19 protein-coding genes are annotated in these 18398 nt (G+C 70.3%); 7 read left to right on the top strand and 12 right to left on the bottom strand.

Features of this window, described 5'->3' with window-relative positions; translation table 11 throughout:
• The first annotated feature begins 206 nt into the window (after nucleotides 1-206).
• The 6 genes from B118_RS33275 to B118_RS0124080 all read left to right on the top strand — a co-directional run bounded on the left by B118_RS33275 (nucleotide 207) and on the right by B118_RS0124080 (nucleotide 6413).
• Nucleotides 207-1235, top strand: coding sequence for a hypothetical protein (locus B118_RS33275; protein ID WP_028193321.1), 1029 nt, complete (start codon nucleotides 207-209; stop codon nucleotides 1233-1235).
• A 17-nt stretch (nucleotides 1236-1252) separates the two neighbouring features.
• The gene (locus B118_RS0124100) at nucleotides 1253-1708 is read left to right on the top strand and encodes a DUF4262 domain-containing protein (RefSeq protein WP_028193320.1); all 456 of its coding nucleotides are present in this window, start codon (nucleotides 1253-1255) and stop codon (nucleotides 1706-1708) included.
• Nucleotides 1709-1711: 3 nt separating this feature from the next.
• Nucleotides 1712-2227, top strand: coding sequence for a hypothetical protein (locus B118_RS33270; protein WP_238324142.1), 516 nt, complete (start codon nucleotides 1712-1714; stop codon nucleotides 2225-2227).
• Between the two features lie 367 nt (nucleotides 2228-2594).
• The gene (locus B118_RS0124090) at nucleotides 2595-3875 is read left to right on the top strand and encodes an AAA family ATPase (protein ID WP_238324141.1); all 1281 of its coding nucleotides are present in this window, start codon (nucleotides 2595-2597) and stop codon (nucleotides 3873-3875) included.
• A 22-nt stretch (nucleotides 3876-3897) separates the two neighbouring features.
• Nucleotides 3898-5700 (top strand): hypothetical protein, encoded by a 1803-nt coding sequence (locus B118_RS0124085; protein ID WP_028193614.1) that lies wholly within the window; start codon nucleotides 3898-3900, stop codon nucleotides 5698-5700.
• A 176-nt stretch (nucleotides 5701-5876) separates the two neighbouring features.
• Nucleotides 5877-6413 (top strand): hypothetical protein, encoded by a 537-nt coding sequence (locus tag B118_RS0124080; RefSeq protein ID WP_238324140.1) that lies wholly within the window; start codon nucleotides 5877-5879, stop codon nucleotides 6411-6413.
• Nucleotides 6414-6534: 121 nt separating this feature from the next.
• Here B118_RS0124080 and B118_RS0124075 read toward each other — a convergent pair whose 3' ends face one another.
• The 12 genes from B118_RS0124075 to B118_RS0124020 all read right to left on the bottom strand — a co-directional run bounded on the left by B118_RS0124075 (nucleotide 6535) and on the right by B118_RS0124020 (nucleotide 17052).
• Nucleotides 6535-9621 (bottom strand): BTAD domain-containing putative transcriptional regulator, encoded by a 3087-nt coding sequence (locus B118_RS0124075; RefSeq protein WP_028193612.1) that lies wholly within the window; start codon nucleotides 9619-9621, stop codon nucleotides 6535-6537.
• A 33-nt stretch (nucleotides 9622-9654) separates the two neighbouring features.
• Nucleotides 9655-10101 (bottom strand): pilus assembly protein TadG-related protein, encoded by a 447-nt coding sequence (locus B118_RS29155; protein ID WP_043541970.1) that lies wholly within the window; start codon nucleotides 10099-10101, stop codon nucleotides 9655-9657.
• A complete protein-coding gene (locus B118_RS0124065; RefSeq protein WP_028193611.1) occupies nucleotides 10098-10568 on the bottom strand; it encodes a TadE/TadG family type IV pilus assembly protein in 471 nt (156 codons plus the stop codon). Before B118_RS0124065 ends, B118_RS29155 begins: the two co-directional genes overlap by 4 nt.
• A complete protein-coding gene (locus B118_RS0124060; protein ID WP_028193610.1) occupies nucleotides 10565-11014 on the bottom strand; it encodes a TadE/TadG family type IV pilus assembly protein in 450 nt (149 codons plus the stop codon). The genes B118_RS0124065 and B118_RS0124060 overlap by 4 nt, the downstream gene beginning before the upstream one ends.
• Before the next feature lie 2 nt (nucleotides 11015-11016).
• The gene (locus B118_RS0124055) at nucleotides 11017-11223 is read right to left on the bottom strand and encodes a hypothetical protein (RefSeq protein ID WP_028193609.1); all 207 of its coding nucleotides are present in this window, start codon (nucleotides 11221-11223) and stop codon (nucleotides 11017-11019) included.
• Nucleotides 11224-11250: 27 nt separating this feature from the next.
• A complete protein-coding gene (locus B118_RS0124050) occupies nucleotides 11251-12123 on the bottom strand; it encodes a type II secretion system F family protein (protein ID WP_028193608.1) in 873 nt (290 codons plus the stop codon).
• Nucleotides 12123-12971: a type II secretion system F family protein gene (locus B118_RS0124045; RefSeq protein WP_028193607.1), complete on the bottom strand. Its 849-nt coding sequence runs from the start codon at nucleotides 12969-12971 to the stop codon at nucleotides 12123-12125. Before B118_RS0124045 ends, B118_RS0124050 begins: the two co-directional genes overlap by 1 nt.
• Before the next feature lie 2 nt (nucleotides 12972-12973).
• Nucleotides 12974-14284, bottom strand: coding sequence for a TadA family conjugal transfer-associated ATPase (locus B118_RS0124040; RefSeq protein WP_028193606.1), 1311 nt, complete (start codon nucleotides 14282-14284; stop codon nucleotides 12974-12976).
• Nucleotides 14281-15018, bottom strand: coding sequence for a MinD/ParA family ATP-binding protein (locus tag B118_RS0124035; protein WP_028193605.1), 738 nt, complete (start codon nucleotides 15016-15018; stop codon nucleotides 14281-14283). The genes B118_RS0124040 and B118_RS0124035 overlap by 4 nt, the downstream gene beginning before the upstream one ends.
• 20 nt (nucleotides 15019-15038) lie before the next feature.
• Nucleotides 15039-15716 carry an SAF domain-containing protein gene (locus B118_RS0124030; protein WP_080678161.1) on the bottom strand — a complete coding sequence of 226 codons (678 nt, stop codon included), beginning with the start codon at nucleotides 15714-15716 and terminating at the stop codon, nucleotides 15039-15041.
• Nucleotides 15713-16579 carry a hypothetical protein gene (locus B118_RS0124025; RefSeq protein WP_080678160.1) on the bottom strand — a complete coding sequence of 289 codons (867 nt, stop codon included), beginning with the start codon at nucleotides 16577-16579 and terminating at the stop codon, nucleotides 15713-15715. The genes B118_RS0124030 and B118_RS0124025 overlap by 4 nt, the downstream gene beginning before the upstream one ends.
• A complete protein-coding gene (locus B118_RS0124020) occupies nucleotides 16573-17052 on the bottom strand; it encodes a hypothetical protein (protein WP_238324139.1) in 480 nt (159 codons plus the stop codon). Before B118_RS0124020 ends, B118_RS0124025 begins: the two co-directional genes overlap by 7 nt.
• Nucleotides 17053-17905: 853 nt before the next feature.
• Between B118_RS0124020 and B118_RS0124015 the strand changes: the two genes are divergently transcribed.
• A complete protein-coding gene (locus B118_RS0124015; protein ID WP_028193601.1) occupies nucleotides 17906-18256 on the top strand; it encodes a winged helix-turn-helix transcriptional regulator in 351 nt (116 codons plus the stop codon).
• Nucleotides 18257-18398 lie beyond the last annotated feature (142 nt).

Genomic DNA, 18398 nt, shown 5'->3' with positions numbered 1-18398 from the left:
CGGGACGCGCCCGCGTCATCGGCGTCGCTGCCGCCGCGCAGAGGTTCGTCGGCTGGTTCCGGCCCGCGCGCCCCGTTCCGCCGACGCCGGTACCGCTGCCCCGCCGGCAGCCCATGGCCACCCTCGGCCTCGCGGCCTGACGTCCCGAACAGAGCAGCGACCGGGGCAGATCCCGCCGCCGGTTCGACAACCCCCATGGAGGCGCCTTGACCTTCTACCAAGAGACAACCCTGGCCGGCTACGCCCGTGCCGCCGTCCACCTCAAGTCACGGATGGTCGACTACAGCCGTACCCGCTTCGCCCAGCAGTACCTGAAGGCATACCTCGACGCCGCGTTCGAGGAGACCGTTGCGACGACCCCGCCGAAGGTGCTCGCGGCCATCGACAAGCTCGCCCACCAGCCGTGGCAACTCGGCGATTCCTACGTGCTGGCCCCCGAGATGACCGCGATCGTGGCCGCCGCCGCCGAGGCACTCGACCTGACCGGCGACCTCATCCCCGACGACATCGCCCCCAGCGACAGCGGCGTCCTCTTCCTGCCCGAACCGATCTACTACCGTGGAATACACGGCCAGGTCACATCGATAGGCGCGGTCACCTGGGCCAAGATGCACAACATCGGCACCGGAAGCACCGACTGGTGGATCACCGGCTGGGCCGACCGTAACGATCCGCTCGACCCCAGCGCCGCCCGCCTCCGAGCCCAGTGCGATCAGGACGCACAACTCGCGGCGGACTTCGGCCCGTACGTGCTGGCCTTACCGGCCCGGATTCCCGTGGGCAAACCGGTCGAAGCCCGTTCCGACCTTGCCCCGTTCGATGATGACGACATCGAGTGGGAACCAGCCCCGGACGGGCGGTTCTGCATCGACGAGTCGACCGTCCGGGTCAACGCGGTCGCCGCCGTCGCCTACGCGTTCTGGGTCATCCAGGCCCAACCCCTCGCCACCGTATCCGCCCCACCCCTCGACCGCGCCGCCCGCCGCCGCGCCCAACGAGACAAGGTCGGCCACCTGACCCGCGTCGTCATGCTGCGCCGACGCAAACCCGTCACCGACCGCAACACCGGTGAAGCGAAATGGCACTACCGGGTCCGGTTCTTTGTGCGAGGCCACTGGCGTCACCTCTTCGATGCTGACGGTCGGCGGTATCGCATCTGGGTCCACAAGCACATCAAGGGGCCAGACGGTGCCCCGCTGCTTCTTGGCGACGCCGTCTCCATCCTCACCCGCTAAACAAGAAAGAAAACAAGGTGCCACCCCTCGAGGAGTTCCTCCAAAACCAACAACGTCTCATCAACGAGTTCGGCTGGGCAGTGACCGCCGTACTACCCGATCTCGGGGAGAGCGGCTCCACGTTCGCCTACACCGTCGGCCTGACCGAGCACGATCTCCCTGAGTTGGTCATCGCCGGCCTCGACCCGCTCACCGCCCAGGAATTGCTCAACGACATGGCCGCACGCGTCTCCTCCCGGGCCGAGCGGTTCACCCACGGCCAACGCGTCGCCGACCTGCTCGCCGGCTACGACGCGATCATCGTCGAGGGACCCGCCACCGACGCGCTGCATCCCGGTGCGGCCCACGCCCGGTACGGCAAGGATCGCGTGCGCCTCCAGCAGATCGTGTGGCCGGACACGCACTCCAGGTTCCCGTGGGACGACGGCTACGAATACCCCGCTCACGTACAACCGCTGCTGGGACGCCCATAACCGATGAGCGGCATCACGGGAACCATCAACGACCTGGCGCTTCCACCCGGACGACGACGACATGTTCGCCGTTGGCGCCGGTACGTGGACGTGGGAGGAGCGGCCGGAGTAGAACCCGGCCAGCCACCCGACCCGGCGCGCCCCGAGCTGTACTCGCCCACCCGGGCGAGGCCCGTACTGCGGGCAGGCACGGCCAAGGCGCAGGGCAAGCCCCTAAAAACGCAGTTCCTCTACCCGAAGAAAGGAGGCGAGATGCTCAGGATCCTCGCGGTATCCGTCCGAGGGCATCGGTACCTGGAGGGAAACCCGAGCGTTCACCCCGTCAGCGAGGTACCCGCCGGTATAGGGACCCTTTTCCCTGGCCTGACGGCGGTGCAACACCACGTGCAGCGCGAGTACCGCACCCTGTCGGTGATCTGGCGCGTCGAGGTCATCAACGAGCGTGGTCAGGTCGTATCGCGCGGCACGCGTGACGGCCTCAACGGCACCGGCAACCGCTGGGTGTGGCAGAGCACGTAATCCGTGACCGGCGCACCCACGCCACCCGAGCCCGACTCCGCTCGACGTCCGGACACTCCGGCGAGCGGCACCAGCTCCACCCGTTCCTGCGGCGTCATCCGTAGCTGACCGACGCCCGCTTTCGGCACCGCCACCGGTTGTCCGCCCCGCCTGTTGACGGCGGTTCGGCGCGGCACCAACCCCATTCCCGACCAGGAGGTGGCCACGCCGGAGGCGTGGCCACCTCCTGCCCATTTCTCAGGAGGAACAACGGATGGACTCTTTACCCACACCGGCGCACAACAGCCCCGAACGCGACTTGATCAGCGAGAGCGGCAGCGGTAGTCGTGTGTCCGCTGCACCGAGTGACGGCGTCAGGGGACCGGCGATGGCGACACCGACAACGAATACACCCGCTACATCTGCCGGCGCGGCCGGCGGCAACGTGATCAACGCGGTCAGCGGGCTGCCGAGGCTACGCGCGGGCGAGCTGCAGAACCAGGTCCTCGCGGTCCTGGCCAGCCGCACCGGCGTCGCCCTGGATGTCGGCGACATCGCCGGGGTCCTCGTCGGCCGGTCCTCTGGCGCGATCGGTCAGGCGTGCGACCGGCTCGTCGGGCGCGGCCACGCCGAACTCCTGCCAAGCTCGCCGAAGCAGTACCGCATCACCCCGGCCGGGCTAAGGGAGCACCGGGCGAACCCGACGCTGATACCGCCCGCACCACAAGGCAGCACCGCTCGACCCGCGTCCGCCGCCCGGCCGGCTGCCCCAGCCCCACGCCCGGCGGCAGCCACCAGCCCCACCCAGCCGGTGGCTGCGACCGCGCGACCCACGATGCCGGCGGCGCCCGCGCGGAAGAAGCCGACCACGGGGCCGGTGCGGCGCCCGAACGGGCAGTTGTACTACCCACGGCTGCTGGCCAAGCGCCCCGACGTCGACGTGCTGCGGGACCTGCGCGAGGCCGACGTGCCCGTGCTGCTCTACGGGCCGCCCGGCACCGGCAAGACCTCGCTGATCGAGGCCGCGTTCGGCACCGACCTCTACACAGTTCCGGGCGACGGCGACACCACCGTCGGCGACATCGTCGGCGACTACGTGCCCACCGACAGCGGCGGCTACGAATTCGTGCCCGGCCCGCTGCCACGAGCTATGGAATCCGGCGGGGTGCTGTTCATCGACGACGCCACCCTGATCCAGCCGAAGGTCCTCGCCGTGGTCTACCCGGCCATGGACGGCCGACGGCAGATCATCCTCAAGGCCGCCGCCGGCCGGGTCGTCACCGCCGCCCCCGGCTTCTACGTCGTCGCCGGCCACAACCCCGGCGTGCACGGCGCCGTGCTGACCGAAGCCCTCTCCTCGCGGTTCTCCACCCAGGTCAAGGTCTCTAGCGACTACGACCTAGCCGCCGCGCTCGGCGTCGACCTCCGGATGGTCCGCGCCGCCCGCAACCTCGCCACCCAGCACGACAGCGGCGAGATCGGCTGGGCACCCCAGCTCCGCGAACTGCTCGCCTTCAAGCGGATCACCGACGTGCTCGGGATCGACACCGCCATAGCCAACCTGATCGGCCTCGCCCCGGTCGAGGACCGCGAGGTGGTCCACAAGGCCGTCTGCAAAACCTTCGCCCGAGCCAAGATCCAGCCCCTCGCCCTCGGCAACCAGCTCTAACCCCCGGAACGGAGGCACACCCATGTCGTTGTCGAAACACCTCAACCCGGACCCGGACGCCGCATCCACCCCGCTGCCGGCCGACCACGCCTGGCTGCGCATGTCGGCCGCACTCAGCGCGCACATCCCCCCGATCGCCGGCCGCGAGGACCTCCTCGTGGTCATCGAACCCGGCGCCGGCGCCGGCGCACCAGCCTGCTTCATCCGCGAACGCGCCACCCTCGAGATCGACGGCAGGTACCTCGGCATCGATCCCCGCTCGGTGGACCCGCACGACCCCGACGCCCGGGAGAAGTACCCCGTCGCCTGGGGGCTGCTGGTGCACGAGGCCGCCCACTCCCGGCACACCCGCTGGGAGTTCGGCACCGGACCCGTCCGGGTGGCCGAGGCCGCCGCGCTGCTGGAGGAGTCCCGCATCGAAGCCGCCCAGCTACGCCGCAGACCCGGTGACCACCGCTGGCTCCGCGCCGCCGTCACCAAGATCCTGCTCGACGACATCCCGACCACCGACGACCCGTGGGCCGCCGCCACCAGCGCCGCGCTCGTTCTCGCCAGGGTCGACGCCGGCGTCATCGACCCAGACGAGGCAGAACAGCTCCGCCGCGCGGTCGCCCGGATCCTGCGCCCGGCCCTGCTCAAGACCCTCAGCAGCATCTGGAGCGACGCGCACCAGGTGCCCGACGACGACACCGACGCCATGCTCGCCCTCGGCCGACGCTGGTGCGAGGCCCTCGGCGTCGACCCCGACAGCCCACCGCCCTCACCCGGCCCCGGCCAGGCGCGCTCAGGCAACGGGCAGGGCGGCAGTGGACAGGGCAGCGGAGATGGCGGCCCAGCCGGCGGGGGAGTGCTCCGCAAGGCGGCTACCTCCGTCGTCGGTGCCGTGGCCGTCCACGATGCCGAAGCCGCCCAGGCCGCCGCCGCTGCCGCCGCCCGTGCCCAACAGCGGTCTCAGCAACGCAAGGCAGAAGCCGACCAGCAGAAGCGGTCCCGAGACGCGGCCAGCGCGATCTTCGGCGGTGACGGAGGTACCGGCGGCGGAGGTGGCGCGAGCACCAACGGGAACCCGCTGGTCCGCAAGCAACCTCCTCGGAGTCAGACCCGACAGCCCAGCGACGATGAGCGTACCGCCGCGCGGCAGCTCGCCCGCGCCCTGCGGGAGGCCGCCTACCGGGAACCGACCGACGCGGTAACCACCTCGGTGACCCCGCCCGGCCGGCTCGTTACCCGCGCCGCGCTCGCCGCCGACGCGCAACGCGCCGCCGGACAGATCCCCACCTCCGAGCCGTGGCGGCGTACCGAACGTCGCCGGGTACCACAGCCGCCGATCCACGTCGGGATCGTCGCCGATGTCTCCCCGTCGGTGGAGGCGTTCGCCGGGCCGATCGCCTCAGCGGCGTGGATCACCGCCCAGGCCACCGCCTGGGCCGGCGGCACGAGCGCCACCGTCACCTTCGGCCAGTACGTCACCGCCGTGACCCGTCCAGGCCAGCCACCCGAGAGGGTCCACCTGTTCGGCGAGGAGGGCAACACGCAGGGCTTCCCCCTCGCGGTGGACGCCCTCGACGCCGCTCTCGGCCTGGCCGACCTGCGCGGTGGCGCGCGGCTGCTCGTCGTGGTCAGCGACGGTGAGTTCATCGCGGGCGAGATCACCGAGGGCCAGAAACGTCTGGACCGTCTCGTCCGCGCCGGCTGTGGTCTGCTCTGGCTCGGACCGCCCAACTCCCGCCCGCTCAAAGGCGCCCACGCCACCGTCCTCGGCGACCCCGGCGACGCCGGCAGGCTCATCGCTCGCGCCGCCGCCACCGCACTGCGCAACACCTGAGGCGACGCCAGGGTCGGCACCGTCTACACCGCCGCTGGCAGGCGGGCGGTGTCGACCCGCGCCCACCGAATCGGCTGGACGAACGACTTGATCCCAGCGTGGAGTCACGCCTGAATCGTCGTCACGACCACCAGGGTCGACAACCGTCCAGCCACACCTTCGAGGAAGGAATCCTGATGCTGTCAGCACATCAACGCGACGCCATCGTCCACTGCCTACACGGCATCGACGCACATGCAGCAGCGAAGTACAACTGGCCAGGGCCGGTGTTGTTCGCCTGGCTCCGGGAAACCCCAGTGCCCGGCCACCCCGGCCCGACCGCCCGCGCCGTCAACGTTGTCCCGCTGCTCGTCGAGCCCGCGCGGTGGCAGAACGAGCCGGACGGACCGGTCGCCGCGCTTCGGCAGATCACCGACGAAGCGCACCACCCATCCCACCAGGCCGCCATCGCCCTCAAAGCCGGACGCCCATCCCAGACCAAGGCTCTCGCCTACCTGTTCATGTACCCGGTCACCATCGAGCGTGAAACAGGGGAACGGGTCGAGGCCCGAATCATCGACGCGGTCGACACCGACGGCGCCATCTACGTGCTAACCCGCACACCAGGAACCACCGAAGGCATTGTCGTGACCGCCGACGACGGTGACGACGAGACCATCACCCTGCTCCGCCGCCTGATCAGCCTCACCTACCCCGACGGCACCAAACCCTGACTGCCGCCATCGCACCATCGGTCTGGAGTTTAGGACGACAACCGGCAGCCCCGGAACTCCGGAAAGTCGGTACGGCATCGGGCTGAAGCGGGACAGAGCCGTCCCCTGTCCCGGCAGGTACTCATGAAAGGGGTGTGCCCTCACCACTCACACGGGGGCCGTGCTGCAGCCGGTTCACCAACGAGCGTGCCAGGGCAGTTGTCTCGTCGCTGACCTCGGTATCGATTTCGTCGAGGGACCGGGCTAGCTGACGCTGCAGGTCGCGGATCGCCGCGGGGTCGCCGAGCGCAGCGTGGGCGCGCATGGCCGCCTGGTACAGCGTCTCGGCGTAGGGGCTGTACCCCATCACGGTCGTGAGGACGGCGAGCGCCTCGGCGGGTTGGTCGAGTTCGTCGGCGAGCGCGAGTGCGGCGTCGACTGCCTGCCGCTGCACGGCCTCCCGATAGGGCTCGATCCACTCGTATCCTTTGTTGTTGGCGAGCGGGCCTTGGTAGGCGTCAACGGCGCGACGCAGGGCGGATGTCCTGTCGGCGGGATTGGCGGCCCGGTTCGCCTCGTCGACAGCGTCGCTCATCCGCCACAGGTCCACATCGACGGCGTCGCGGTGCAGGATGTAGCGGCGGTCCGGGTGGGACAGGTAGGTGGCAGGGCCGCCGGTCTGCTTGAGGACTCGGCGCAGGTTGTAGACGTAGGTGTGGAGCCTGTGCGGAGCCTTACTGCTCGTGGCCTCTGGCAGTAGGTCCTCCAAAATCGCCTCCTGGCTCGCGGTCCCACCCCGAACGGCCAGGTAGACCAGTAGCTCCAGAGATTTGCCGCGCAACGGCTGCGTGGTGTCGATATCAATGATGTGGGCGTCCCCAAGCACTCGCACCTCGACCCGCCCGACTTCGGCGGCCTCGCTGTCCGCCAGTTGGGCGGCGTCTTTCTCGGGTTCTACGCGGTCGTCATGGGCGGGCGATTCGACCACCACATCGGTGCCGGCTCGGTGATTGGGAGGTGAGGTGGTGCTAGTGGCGGTGTCTGGTTCATCGTCGGGCTCGGCCGGATCAGTGAGTGATGCGGCCTCGTCGTCGTTCTGGACCGTCGCGTTGCCGACGTCGGCCGGACCGGCGTCGGCGGTGGGCCGTGCCGCAGGCTCGGTGGGTGCCGGTGGCTGGGGTTCGCCGGTGTGAGACTCGGCGAGAACCCGCAGTAGGTCGGCTGTCTCGGTCGGGCCGATCACGGTGAGGCGGCCGACGTCGGCGGGATGCCGGCCGTGCCGGTTCGCATCGCCTACGGCGGGGCTGGTCACACCATCGTCAGCCACGACGACGGTGTCACCGTCGGGCCAGGCACCGAGCAGGACCCCATGGATGTCGAGGCGCTGGCCCTGGGCAAGTAGCGCGGCGATGCGGGCGCGTTCGTGGGCGGCGGTGGTGTCGGCGATCAGCACCAGCGGCGGCACGGGTTCGGCCATCGGGTCCGCTTCCCGCAGGCCAGTGATGGTGGCTACCTCGTTATCAAAGCACATCCTGGTGCGGTGCAGGGTCTGCTCCTCCAGGAGCGTCAGGGCGTCGGTGAGCCCGCCGGTCACGCTCAGCCGGGGCGTGTCCGGCACGGCGACGGCGGCGGCACCCAGCAGGGTGGCGAGGGTGCCGGAGGGGATGACGACGTAGCCGCGACCGTTGGGCTCGTCGAGCCCCCCCGCCGCGAGCGCGGCTACCAGGAAGCCTCGGGCTGCCCCCTCGGCGCCAGGTCCGGTCAGCCCGAGTCCGGCTGGTGGCCAGACCTCCATCACTGGGCTGGCCACTGCGGGCGTGACCGGCTTCGGCGTGGCCGCCGTCTGAGTGACCTGGGGCGTGCCGTCGGTTACGTCTGGCTCGTCCGCGTCAGGATCTGTGATGAGTTCGTCGAGCGGAGTGTCCGGGACCGTCTTCCGGGGCGGCGTCGGGCGGCGCAGGCCACGACGGATCCGGGTGATCACCTTGGGCATCGGCTCGACGGTCGCGTCATCTAGGCGCAGCTCGGCTGCGGGCGGCCGAGGGTTATAGCGGCGGCGGCGGTGTGCCCAGACGAGCGCGACGGCTCCGAGGATCGCGGCAACCAGACCTAGGTCGAGCCAACTGCCGGTGACCAGTGAGACACCCGGCGATGGTTTCGGCCTGGGTGTGAGGGCCTGTTCCTCAGACGGCATCTCGGGGGTGGCCACCGTGCTGCCAGAGGCTGGTGGGGGATTAGACGGTGTGGCGGTGGCGGTGGCGGCCGGCGGAGGCCCGGGTTCCACCACGTTGTCATCACCGTTGTGGACTTGAGTGGTGGAGCTGGGGGACGGGTCCGCCGACGGGGGATGGCCGGTTTGCGGGGGCTGCGTCGGTGCTGGTGGTTCGGTAGCGGGTGCTGATTGCCCGGGTGCCGTGGCCTCGGTGCCGGCAGGTGGCAGCGTGTCGGCTGGTGGTGTGGCGTCGTCTGGCAGCTCTAAGGTCCAGCCTGGGTAGATCAGGTTCGGGTTGGTGAGGGTTCCGCCGGTGTCGCGGAAGTGGGTGCCCCGGTTTAGGGCGAAGATCTCCGGCCAGCGGGCGGCGTCGCCGAGCCACTGCTGGGCGATCTTCGACAGGGTGTCCCCGCGCCGCACCTCGCAGGTGTAGGTCTGCCCGGATGACACGAGCGTCACGTGGCCAGTTACCAGTCGGGCCGGCACCGGATCGCCCATGATCGGCAGGGCGGACGTCGATGCGGCATTCTGCCAGGTCTGTGTGTGGTGCCCATCCGTGCCTACCAGCCGTACGGTGGTTGCCGGGGCCGCGGCGGTGGCGCTGGTGTGGACGGTTGTCGCCTGTGCTGGCGGGGTGAGGGTTGGTGCGGCTTGGGCCGCGGTGGCGAGGACGCCGCCGCTGATTGCGGCCACCAGGATGGCGGCGAGTCCGCGGGCCGGCGCGATGGCTCGGGGTTGTGGTAGGCGGATGCCCGTGATGGTTTCGGCGACCTCGGCGATCAGCGACCAGATGAACGCCGCCCACACTGCCCAGAGCAGGCACACGATGGCGTTGCCGAGCATGGCGTCGGTCAGCGGTGAGGTGAGAGCGGCGCCGATGTCCTGCCAGGTGGGGACCTGGTGGGGTAGTGGCCAGCCGACGTATCGAATGAGCGCGTACGGCACGCCGGCGGTGAGCAGCGTCAGGATTCCGAGTCCGGCCAGCCGGCGGGTGGTGGCGGCGAGGAATGCGAACACTGGGGGCTCCCGGTCGTGGCGTGGCGGTCCTGGTCAGTTCGGTGCGGTGATGCCGGTCAGAGGGAGGGCGGTGGCGGTCGCGGACACCGGCAGGGCGGTGATCCCAACGAGGTGCAGCAGCTGTGTGGGCCGGGTGCTGCTGATAGTGACGGTGACGGCGGTGGGGGTGGCGGATACGCTGACCTGTCCATCGGTGCCGGTCTGTTGGGCGAAACTCCGTGCGGCTGCGGCGGCCTGGGCGGGCTGGAGTTGGACGGCACCGATGGCCCGGTAGGTGGCGAGGTCGATCTCGCGGGCACCCGCCCGGGCGGCGGCCTGTGCGACGTCGAGCAGCCGTACCTTGTCCGACATGCCTAGGCCCAGGTCGAGGACCAGGCCAGCGAGGATGAGGACGATGACGACGCCGAAGATCGTCCACGGCGTGATCTGGCCGCGGTCGTCATGACGGGCCTGCCGAAAGCGGCTACGCACCCGGATCATGGGCCCGTTGTCCCACGGTAGGTGTCGAGGGGTTGGTATGAGGTGCTTCGGATGGTGATCGCGCCGGGCAGGCCGAGGCCGTAGAGGTCTTCGAGGCGGACGGTGCACGCTATGGTGACGCTGACCTGCCCACCGGGGACGAACGCCCCGGGGTTGACGGTGACGGTGGACGGCTGGCAGGTGAAGGGCCGCCCCGCCAGGGTTGCGGAGGCGCCGTCGGCGGCAGCGGCGCGGGCCTCGCCGGGCGTGCGGGCGAGGGACGCCTGGCGGGCCGCGGCGGAGGCGGCGGAGTTGACGTCGATGGCAGCCGAGGCCAGGCGCAGGCACGCCACCACCGCGAGGGCGGCCAGGACCATCAGCGGTACGTAGCTTAGCGCCATCTCGACGCTGACCGAACCACTGTCTCCCCGCAGCCGAATCGACCGGCGGCGAAGTGGGTCTCCGTTGCGGCTCCGCTGGCGGGTCATGTGGGGTCCTTCTCTACTCCGGACTGCCAGGGGGCCACCGATAGGGCGAGGGGGCGGAAACGCTCGACCGGGGCGCTGGCCTGGGTGCTGACCCGCAGGTGCAGGAACGGCACGACGGCCGGCACCCGGCCGGCCACGGCCACGGTGGCGGTGTCGGCGGTACGGGTGACCGACACGCTCGGGTCAACGACGACCTGGCCGGCGACCTGGTGTAGCACTTCGGCGGCGTCGGCGTGGCCGGCGGCGGCGGTGCCGTCGGACACCCTGGTGGTTTGCAGGGCGTGGTTGGCGGCGTGCTGGACGCCGAGTTGGGCCAGGGCCCACAGGGCGAACTGCACGCCGACGAGGACGAGAAGGAACAGCAGGGGCGCGTAGAGGACCACCTCGGTGGTGATCGACCCGCGGTCACCACCGAATCGGAATCGCCTGCCTCGGGTGCGGTCCACGGTTAGAGGTCGATCCCGGTGATCTTGTCGATGATCTTGCTTTGGAAGATGGCGTAGACAGCCAGAACGAGGGTGACGAGTAGCGCGATCCACATGACTTTTTCGGTGGTCTCGCTGCCCCGGTCGCCGGAGTCACGAAGCCGGCGTACCCGGTCGGTGAGGGTGAGGTGTGCCAGGGTCAGCAGGGCCATCAGCTTGTTGGGGTGCATGGCGCTTCTCCTTCTGGTGTGTCGGGATCAGAAGCTGTCCACGGCGGTGACAGCCGGGTACAGGAGGAACAGCATGTAGGCGGCGGCCAGGAGCATGACCGGCATAGACATGCGTTCGGTGGCGGAGTTGGCTCTGGCCTCTAGGGCGGCGGATTGGTGGGCGCGCAGCGTGGCGGCGCGGATGGTGAGGGAGTCGCGGATACGGGCGCCTTCGGTACCGGCGAGGCTCATCGTCGCGGCGAGTTCCTGGAGTTCGACGACGCCGATGTCCTCGCCGAGCTGGCCGAGGGCCTGCCAGGGTGGGATGCGCAGCAGCCGGGCGGTGGCCACGGCACGGTTTAGGCGTCCGGCGGCCCAGCCGTGAGTGTCGGCGCAGGCGTCGTCGAGGGCTTGTTCGAGTCCGGCGCCGCCAGCGAGGGAGATGACGACGAGGTCGAGTACGGCGGACAGGGCGTAGCGCAGTTCGTCGCGGCGTCGCTGGGCCTCAGCGTGCACAGTGGTCTCGGCCAGCCACCAGCCGCCAGCGGCGCCGGCAAGTGACGCCCATAGCGGCATGCCGGCGGCGAAGTTGGCCCCGCCGGAGGCGAGCACGGCTATCGCGACCGGGGGCAGGAGCAGGCCGGCGAGGACCGCGAGGGCTTGGTCGGCCAGGTGGGCGGCGGTCGGTCGTTGCAGGACGGCGAGGTCGGCGCGCATCCGCTGGCGGGGTAGGCCGAGGGCGCGCAGGGGCGCGGCGAGTAGCCGGGTTCTGGCCCCCACTGGCTCTTCCAGGGCAGCCGGGGTGCGGCGCAGGGCGTCGAGGGCCTGGGCGAGGCTGGGCCGGGCTGGATGCAGGCCGGTGCCGGCCAGGACCAGGCCGAGCCCGGCGACGACGCCGCACGCCAACACGAAGGCGGCCATCACGCCACCTGCCCGGGGTGGTCCGTCGAGAGAACTCGTGGTGGTTGCGGGACGCGGGAGGTGCGGGCCAGCCACCAGAATCCGCCGGCGAACACCGCCCCGACAACAAGGAGTACAAGCTGGCCGGTGACGCTGCGGTAGGGGGCGAGAAAGCCGCGGTTGAGCAGGATCAGCCCGGCGACCATCGCCACTGACGTGCCGGTGATGACCCGGGCGGCGGTGCGGGTCGCGGCCCGTTTGGTGGCCACCCGCATCCGGATGCTGGCGAGCTCGCGGGCGGTGGCGGCGAGGCTGGTCAGGCACTGGGACAACTGCCCGCCGTGGTAGCCGGAGGCCTGCGTCAGGGCGCGTACGACGAGGTCGGCGGTGGGGTCGGCGAGGTCGGCGGCGAACGCGCGCAGCGCGTCGGGCAGCCGTGCTCCCCCGCGTACCGCCCCCGCGAGGGCCTGCACCTGGGGGCGGATTGGCTGCGGTGTTACCGGGGCGGTGGCGGTGATTGCCTGCTCCAGGCCAGCGGCCGAGGACAGGGTGTCGCGCAGCAGCTCGGCCCAGGTAGCGATCGCCTCGATCCGGGCGGTCGCGCGGATATGTTCCCGATCGGGGCCGAGGACGCGGGGTAGTGCCCACACCGCGGCGGCGGTCAGCAGCGCCGCGACCGGCCAGCGGGTCAGTGCTGCCGCACCGAAGCCCGCCACGACGGCCGCGAGGAGGCGGGAACGGTCGGCCGAGGTCCACCGCCGCCATGTCCAGGCGGCCGGGGTGCCGGGTGGCCGGCGGCGTAACCCGTCGGCGACGAGGATAAGGCCGGCGGCGCAGCCCAGGCCGAGCAGGATCGGCAGCAGATCCACGGTCACCACCGGTCCTGGACGAGGAGGCTGGGGTTGAGGCCGGCGGCGGTGAGCTCGTCGAGGGTGTCGGCGCGGACCGGCGCGGCCGGGATGGCGCGCCGGTCGGAGCCGGGGCGGTAGATCTCGTTGGAGGGGACCTGGGTGCCATCGGTCTCCAGGACCTGGCGGACCGACGACACGACACGGGTGCCGTCGGTGGCGACGTCCAGGTGGACGACGAAGTCGACCGCCTGGCCGATGAGCACGTTCGCGGCATCGAAGGTCAGCTTCTCCGGCGCCTGCATGACGTACATGGCCAGCCGGGTCAGCGCCTGCTTGCTGGAAGAGGCATGCAGGGTGCACATGCTGCCGTCGTTGCCCTGCGACATGGCCAGAAGCATGGGTACGGCCTCCGCGCCACGGGTCTCGCCGACAATTACCCGGTCCGGGCGCATTCGCAGGCCCCAGCGCACCATCGTGGACATGTCGATGCCGCCGACGCCTTCGAGGTTCGGCTCCCGCTGCTGAAGTGCGGTGGTGTTCGGGTGCGCCTCGATGTCCTCGTCAAGGCCGAGTTCGTAGGCGTCCTCGACGGTGACGATCCGCTCGTTAGGGCTGATCGCGCCAGCGGCGGCGCGCAGCATGGTGGTCTTGCCGACGCCGACACCTCCGCAGATCACGATGTTCTTACGCGCTCGCACCAGCGCCCGGATGAGTTCCCGCAACCCCACCGTGATCTCCCCGCGACGCAGCAGGTCGTCCAGAGTCACCCGGTGCAGGGTGTTGCGGCGGATCGACAACGAGGGCCGTTTCGCCACCGCCATCACGGCGAACAGGCGTTGCCCGCCGGGCAGCCGCAGAGACAGGCCGGGCGAACCACGGTCGAAGCGGCGCTCCTCCTGCCCACTGCGCGCCGCCGCTATCCGCACAAGGTCGACCAAGTCGTCGTCAGAGCCGGCCACCGGCGGCACTCGCCGCACCTGCCCGTCGGTCGTACGGATCCACACGTTGTCACAGCCGTTGACGAAGATGTCCTCCACCCGCGGGTCGTCGATCAACCTCTGCAGCCCGCCCAGGCCCGTGAAGCTGTCCCGCAAAGCGCGGGCCAGGGCCGCCTCGGCCCGCGGAGTGAGCGGCGGCCGTCCGCCGGAGATGTCCTCGCGAGCGTGGACGACGAGTTCCTCGGCGATATATCCCGCGAGCACCGCGTGGCGCTCACCGTCGGGAAGCTGCGCGCCGTGCACGGCCAGACGGTCGCTGACCCGAGCGCGCAGCCGCGCCAACACATCCGGCGGCGCCGCGGTCGTGCCACCGTTGAGAGCCGTGGCGGTCACCGCGTGACCTCCAGCGCCGCACCAGAGAACTGCCCGCCGACCGCGACGGACGCGGCGAGGGCGCGCAGCGCCTGGGCGAGGCGGGTACGGGTCCACGCCCGCCNCGTCATCCGCCCGGCGAGGACGCCCGCGCCCCATCGGTCGGTGGGCAACTGCGCCCACACCGGGACACCAAGGCGCCCACTGATCTCGGCCGGGGCGTAGGCGGACCTGCCGGAGACGGCCAGCCCGACACCACCCAGCCCGACAGCCGCACGCAGCGCCGGCAGACGGGTGTCCAGATGATCCAGGTGCTCCGTTGACCCCCAGGTAACCAGCACGACTGCGTCAGCGGAACGCAGCAGGCCCCAAGCCGGGCTGTGCGCGTATAGGCGGCCCGCGTCGGCGACCACCACCGACGGCGCCAACCCCGCGACCGCGTCGGCCTGGCCAGCGAGGACCGATACCGCCCCCGCGGCGGTCTCGGCCGCACCCGGCCCGACGAGGACGTGCAAGCCCAGCGGCACCTGCTGCACGTACGGCGCCGCCCCATCAGTGTTCTCACCATGCCGTGCCGCTGCCGCCAAGGACGCCAGACCCGGCTCCTGCGCCAGCCCGAACCGCGCAGCGACCACCCCACCGCCGGGATCAGCCTCTACCAGCAACGCCGGGTGCTCCGGCCACAACGCCGCCATCCCCAACGCTGTCGTTGACGCCCCCGGCGCGCCGGACACCGACGCCACCACCACCAACATCTCCCGCGCCTCCTCACATCTCATTGGGACGGGCCGAGTTGCACCAGCGACACGTCTCCCGGTGCCGCCGCGACCGCTTCCGCCGAATCCGCGGCGAGCAGCACCGTCACCAACTGCGTGCCCACCTGGTCCCCGCCCGCCGCCACGGACACGACCGTGGCCACCGCCCGGCGCACACCGTTGTTCTGCTGCGACGCCTGCTGTCCCCCCGCAGGCGGAGCGACCAGCACCAACACCCGCGACCCGCCGGTCAGGCTCGTCGGGGCCCGGCCCGGCTTGACCGGAACCGCGATCACCGCCTGCCCCGCCGCGGGCCACGCCGCCGGCCCGACTTGCGCCAATACCAGCAGGCTCCCCGCCGCCAGCGGCACCGCCGCCGAACGGCCGACGATCCCCCCACGCCGCTCGGCCGGGACGAGATCCAGTCCGGACGGGTTCGCCACCCGCACCACCCGCACATCGGCGTCGGCGATAACCTGACCCGCCGGTACGTCCCGCGCTACGGCGAGGAACTGCTCGTCAACGTGCCGGCGCAGATCCACCTGCCAAAACGTCACCACCGTCGCCAGGACCACCAGCAGCCCGGCGACCACACGCCGCCCACTGCGCCGCCCCACCCGCCGCGTACCCGCGGACACCGGCGGCAGATCCACGGCGGCAGCATCCGCCGCGCGGGGACGGTCCGTGGTGACGCTCATCGAGCACCCCCGACGATCGCCTGGGACTCCGCCACCCGCACGGACACCGTCGAGGTCGTCGTGAGCGGGGCGAGAGTGCCGCCACTACCGGCACCAGACCAGGCGACAGACCACGTCACCATCGCCCGCAGTCGGAACGCCGCCCCCGCCGCGGCAGCGGACGAAAAGGAGTAGGTATGCCCGCACGACGACGACGCCCGCGGGTCCGTGCCCGGCCTCCACGGCTTGCCTGGGCCAGCGCACGTCAGGTCATCGCTGCCGTCGCCGAAGGACCACACCACCTGCGTCGGTGTCGCGGTAGCGGTGACCGACACCCCTGGCACCGACGCGGTCGCCGACCGGGCACCCCACGTGGCCGGGTCTACCCACAGCCACACCGGCACCTGCACCAGCACGAACGGCGCCGTCGCGGGATTCGTGCGGATCTGCGGCGAGGGCAGGCGCAGCCGAGAACGCGCTGTCTGCGCCAACGCCGCTAGGCTCACCGCCGGGGCCTGCTCCAGCCACACCGGCACCTCCTGCGACCCAATCCCGTTGCCCACGCAGGTCCACGAATACCAACCGCCCGCTGGGCCCTTACCCGGCGGGGGCGGGAAGTCCCCGTCGACCGGCGCCCAGTAGCAGCCATCGCCACCGCCGCTATCCGAGCCGTCATCGGACCCGCCGCTGCCCTGGTTGCCGCCGGTGGAGCCGCCAGGCCCGCCGGGGGTGCCGGCGCTAATCTCGCATTCGGGAGCCGACGGGCTCTGCGTGCAGTTGACCCCGCCGATGCCGCCGTCGGCATATCCCGGGCTTCCGGATGCCAGCACGATCGCTGCCGCGCCCGCGGCGATCAGGGATTGGGCGGTGCGACGCATCAGCACGACCCCACCTCCTGGACGCCGAAGCTGGTGACCTTCCAACTGCCGGCCGCGAAGTTCGTGACCGTGGCCCGCGCACTCTGCCGGCCCCCGGGCACATCGTTGATCGGCTCGCCCGACAAGTTGTAGACCAGGAAGTTGCTGTCATCGATGCAGTCAGTGACTGTCACCGTCACGGGTGAGGAGGTGAGCGCAACTTCGGCCGCCTGCGGGTTGAGGACGTACTCGCCCTTGAGTACCTGCTTCTTGCTTCGGTAGGTGGCCAGGCCATTCCGCAACGTCTTCAGTGCGCCGTCGCTGGCGAACCTGCTGAGGTCAGGCTCGTCGGGGTTGGCGGTGAGGCCGGCCTTCGCGTATGCGGCCCACATGCCGCGGTACGCGTCCAGCGCGGCATCTTCGGCAGCACCACGCGGATCCTGGCTGGGTATGGAAACAGTGACGGAGGCGGTGGGAGAAGGTTCTTGCCCGGTGCTCACGGTCTCGCAAGCTCCCGCACCGGCCGCCAGCATCAGGCCGATCGCTGAGCCCGCCGCCCGAAGCAGGTGACTTCGTGATCGGATAGTGGAACTTCGCTGTCTGTTACGGCTCGTCATCTGCCGTCCCGCCTCCGAACGGTTCGTGGCGACAGCGACGCCTGGTCGCCCCGCTGTCGTGGAAGTTGCACGCACGAATGCCTGATCCACCTCTACACCCGACCCCCGTAGTTACCGCAACGTGCTTACCTCCCAGTGATTACTGCTAAGTGCTCACCCAGGGGTTACCGATAATGTGAATTTTTCGGCTTCAATCCGGCAAGTCGATGTCGGACTCGTGAGGCTATGCCCACAGAGAGCGAATACTTGGAAGCCTCGAAAGGCTCTGGCGGTCGCGTACCATGAGCTGCGCTACCGAGGGTCCTCAGACCGCTGACCCTCGTCCGAGGAGCTCCGCGTCGGCCCGCCGCCATTTGCAAGTCTCTTGCGTTGAGTAGCCTGTAGCGGTCGCCGTTGGGGCGTTGGCGGAGCGGATGAGGCAACCCGCGCGGTATTGCGGGCAGACCTGTGCTGACGTGCGGCAATCGGGCTTTGTGGCGCGAACCGCGCAAGGTGGTCTGGGGCCTGATCGTCACTGCAAGCGCCTACCGGCTGACCAGCATCGGGTGCGCGCTGGTGGGCATGTTGCATGCACTCACCAAGGGCGGCCGTCTCGTGTCCAGCACGCTCTCATCTCAAAGAGATTCCTCAACATCGTGAAGATCTTGGCTTGACTCAAGGTGAGTTTGTTGTTCACGTAGAGCAGTCGATCCCCTAGACTCGCCCTCTGGCCGACCTTGACGGGGAGGGCAGGCGGATGGACGACGACCTCCAGGACGCGCAAGACGCCATTAAACTGTGCGCACAGCGGTGGAGCCTGGAAATCCTCACGACCCTCGGCCAGCGGCCGATGCGATTCTCGGAGCTGCTGCGCGAGATCCGACCGGCGCCGAGTTCGAAATCCCTCAATGACGCCCTGCGCCGTCTGCGCGACGGTGGCTTAGTGCACCACGTTGACGACGCAGGTGCCGGTACCTACACTCTCACCGCCGCCGGCACCCACCTGCTGCCGCTGCTTTCATCGTTCATGCGGGAAATACGGCGTTGGTCAGAGACCTACCGCGTCGGTTGCGTGCGGTCGACAGGTGCAGACGCGGCACCGGCGTAGACCGAGGGTGCACCCCGAAAGCCACAGCCGATGAATCCCGTAGCACTGTGTCAACACCGCCCCAAACTTGACCACCGTGGTCCGGCTGAAGCTGGACCACCTTGGTTTGGTTGATCTTTAGTTGTTGGTCTTGGTGGCTGCG

It is taken from the genome of Salinispora pacifica CNR114 (assembly GCF_000514775.1).
Taxonomy (GTDB): domain Bacteria; phylum Actinomycetota; class Actinomycetes; order Mycobacteriales; family Micromonosporaceae; genus Micromonospora; species Micromonospora pacifica.
The sequence above is the reverse complement of the archived record's forward strand: the minus strand, read 5'-3'. Positions and strand labels throughout refer to the sequence as shown.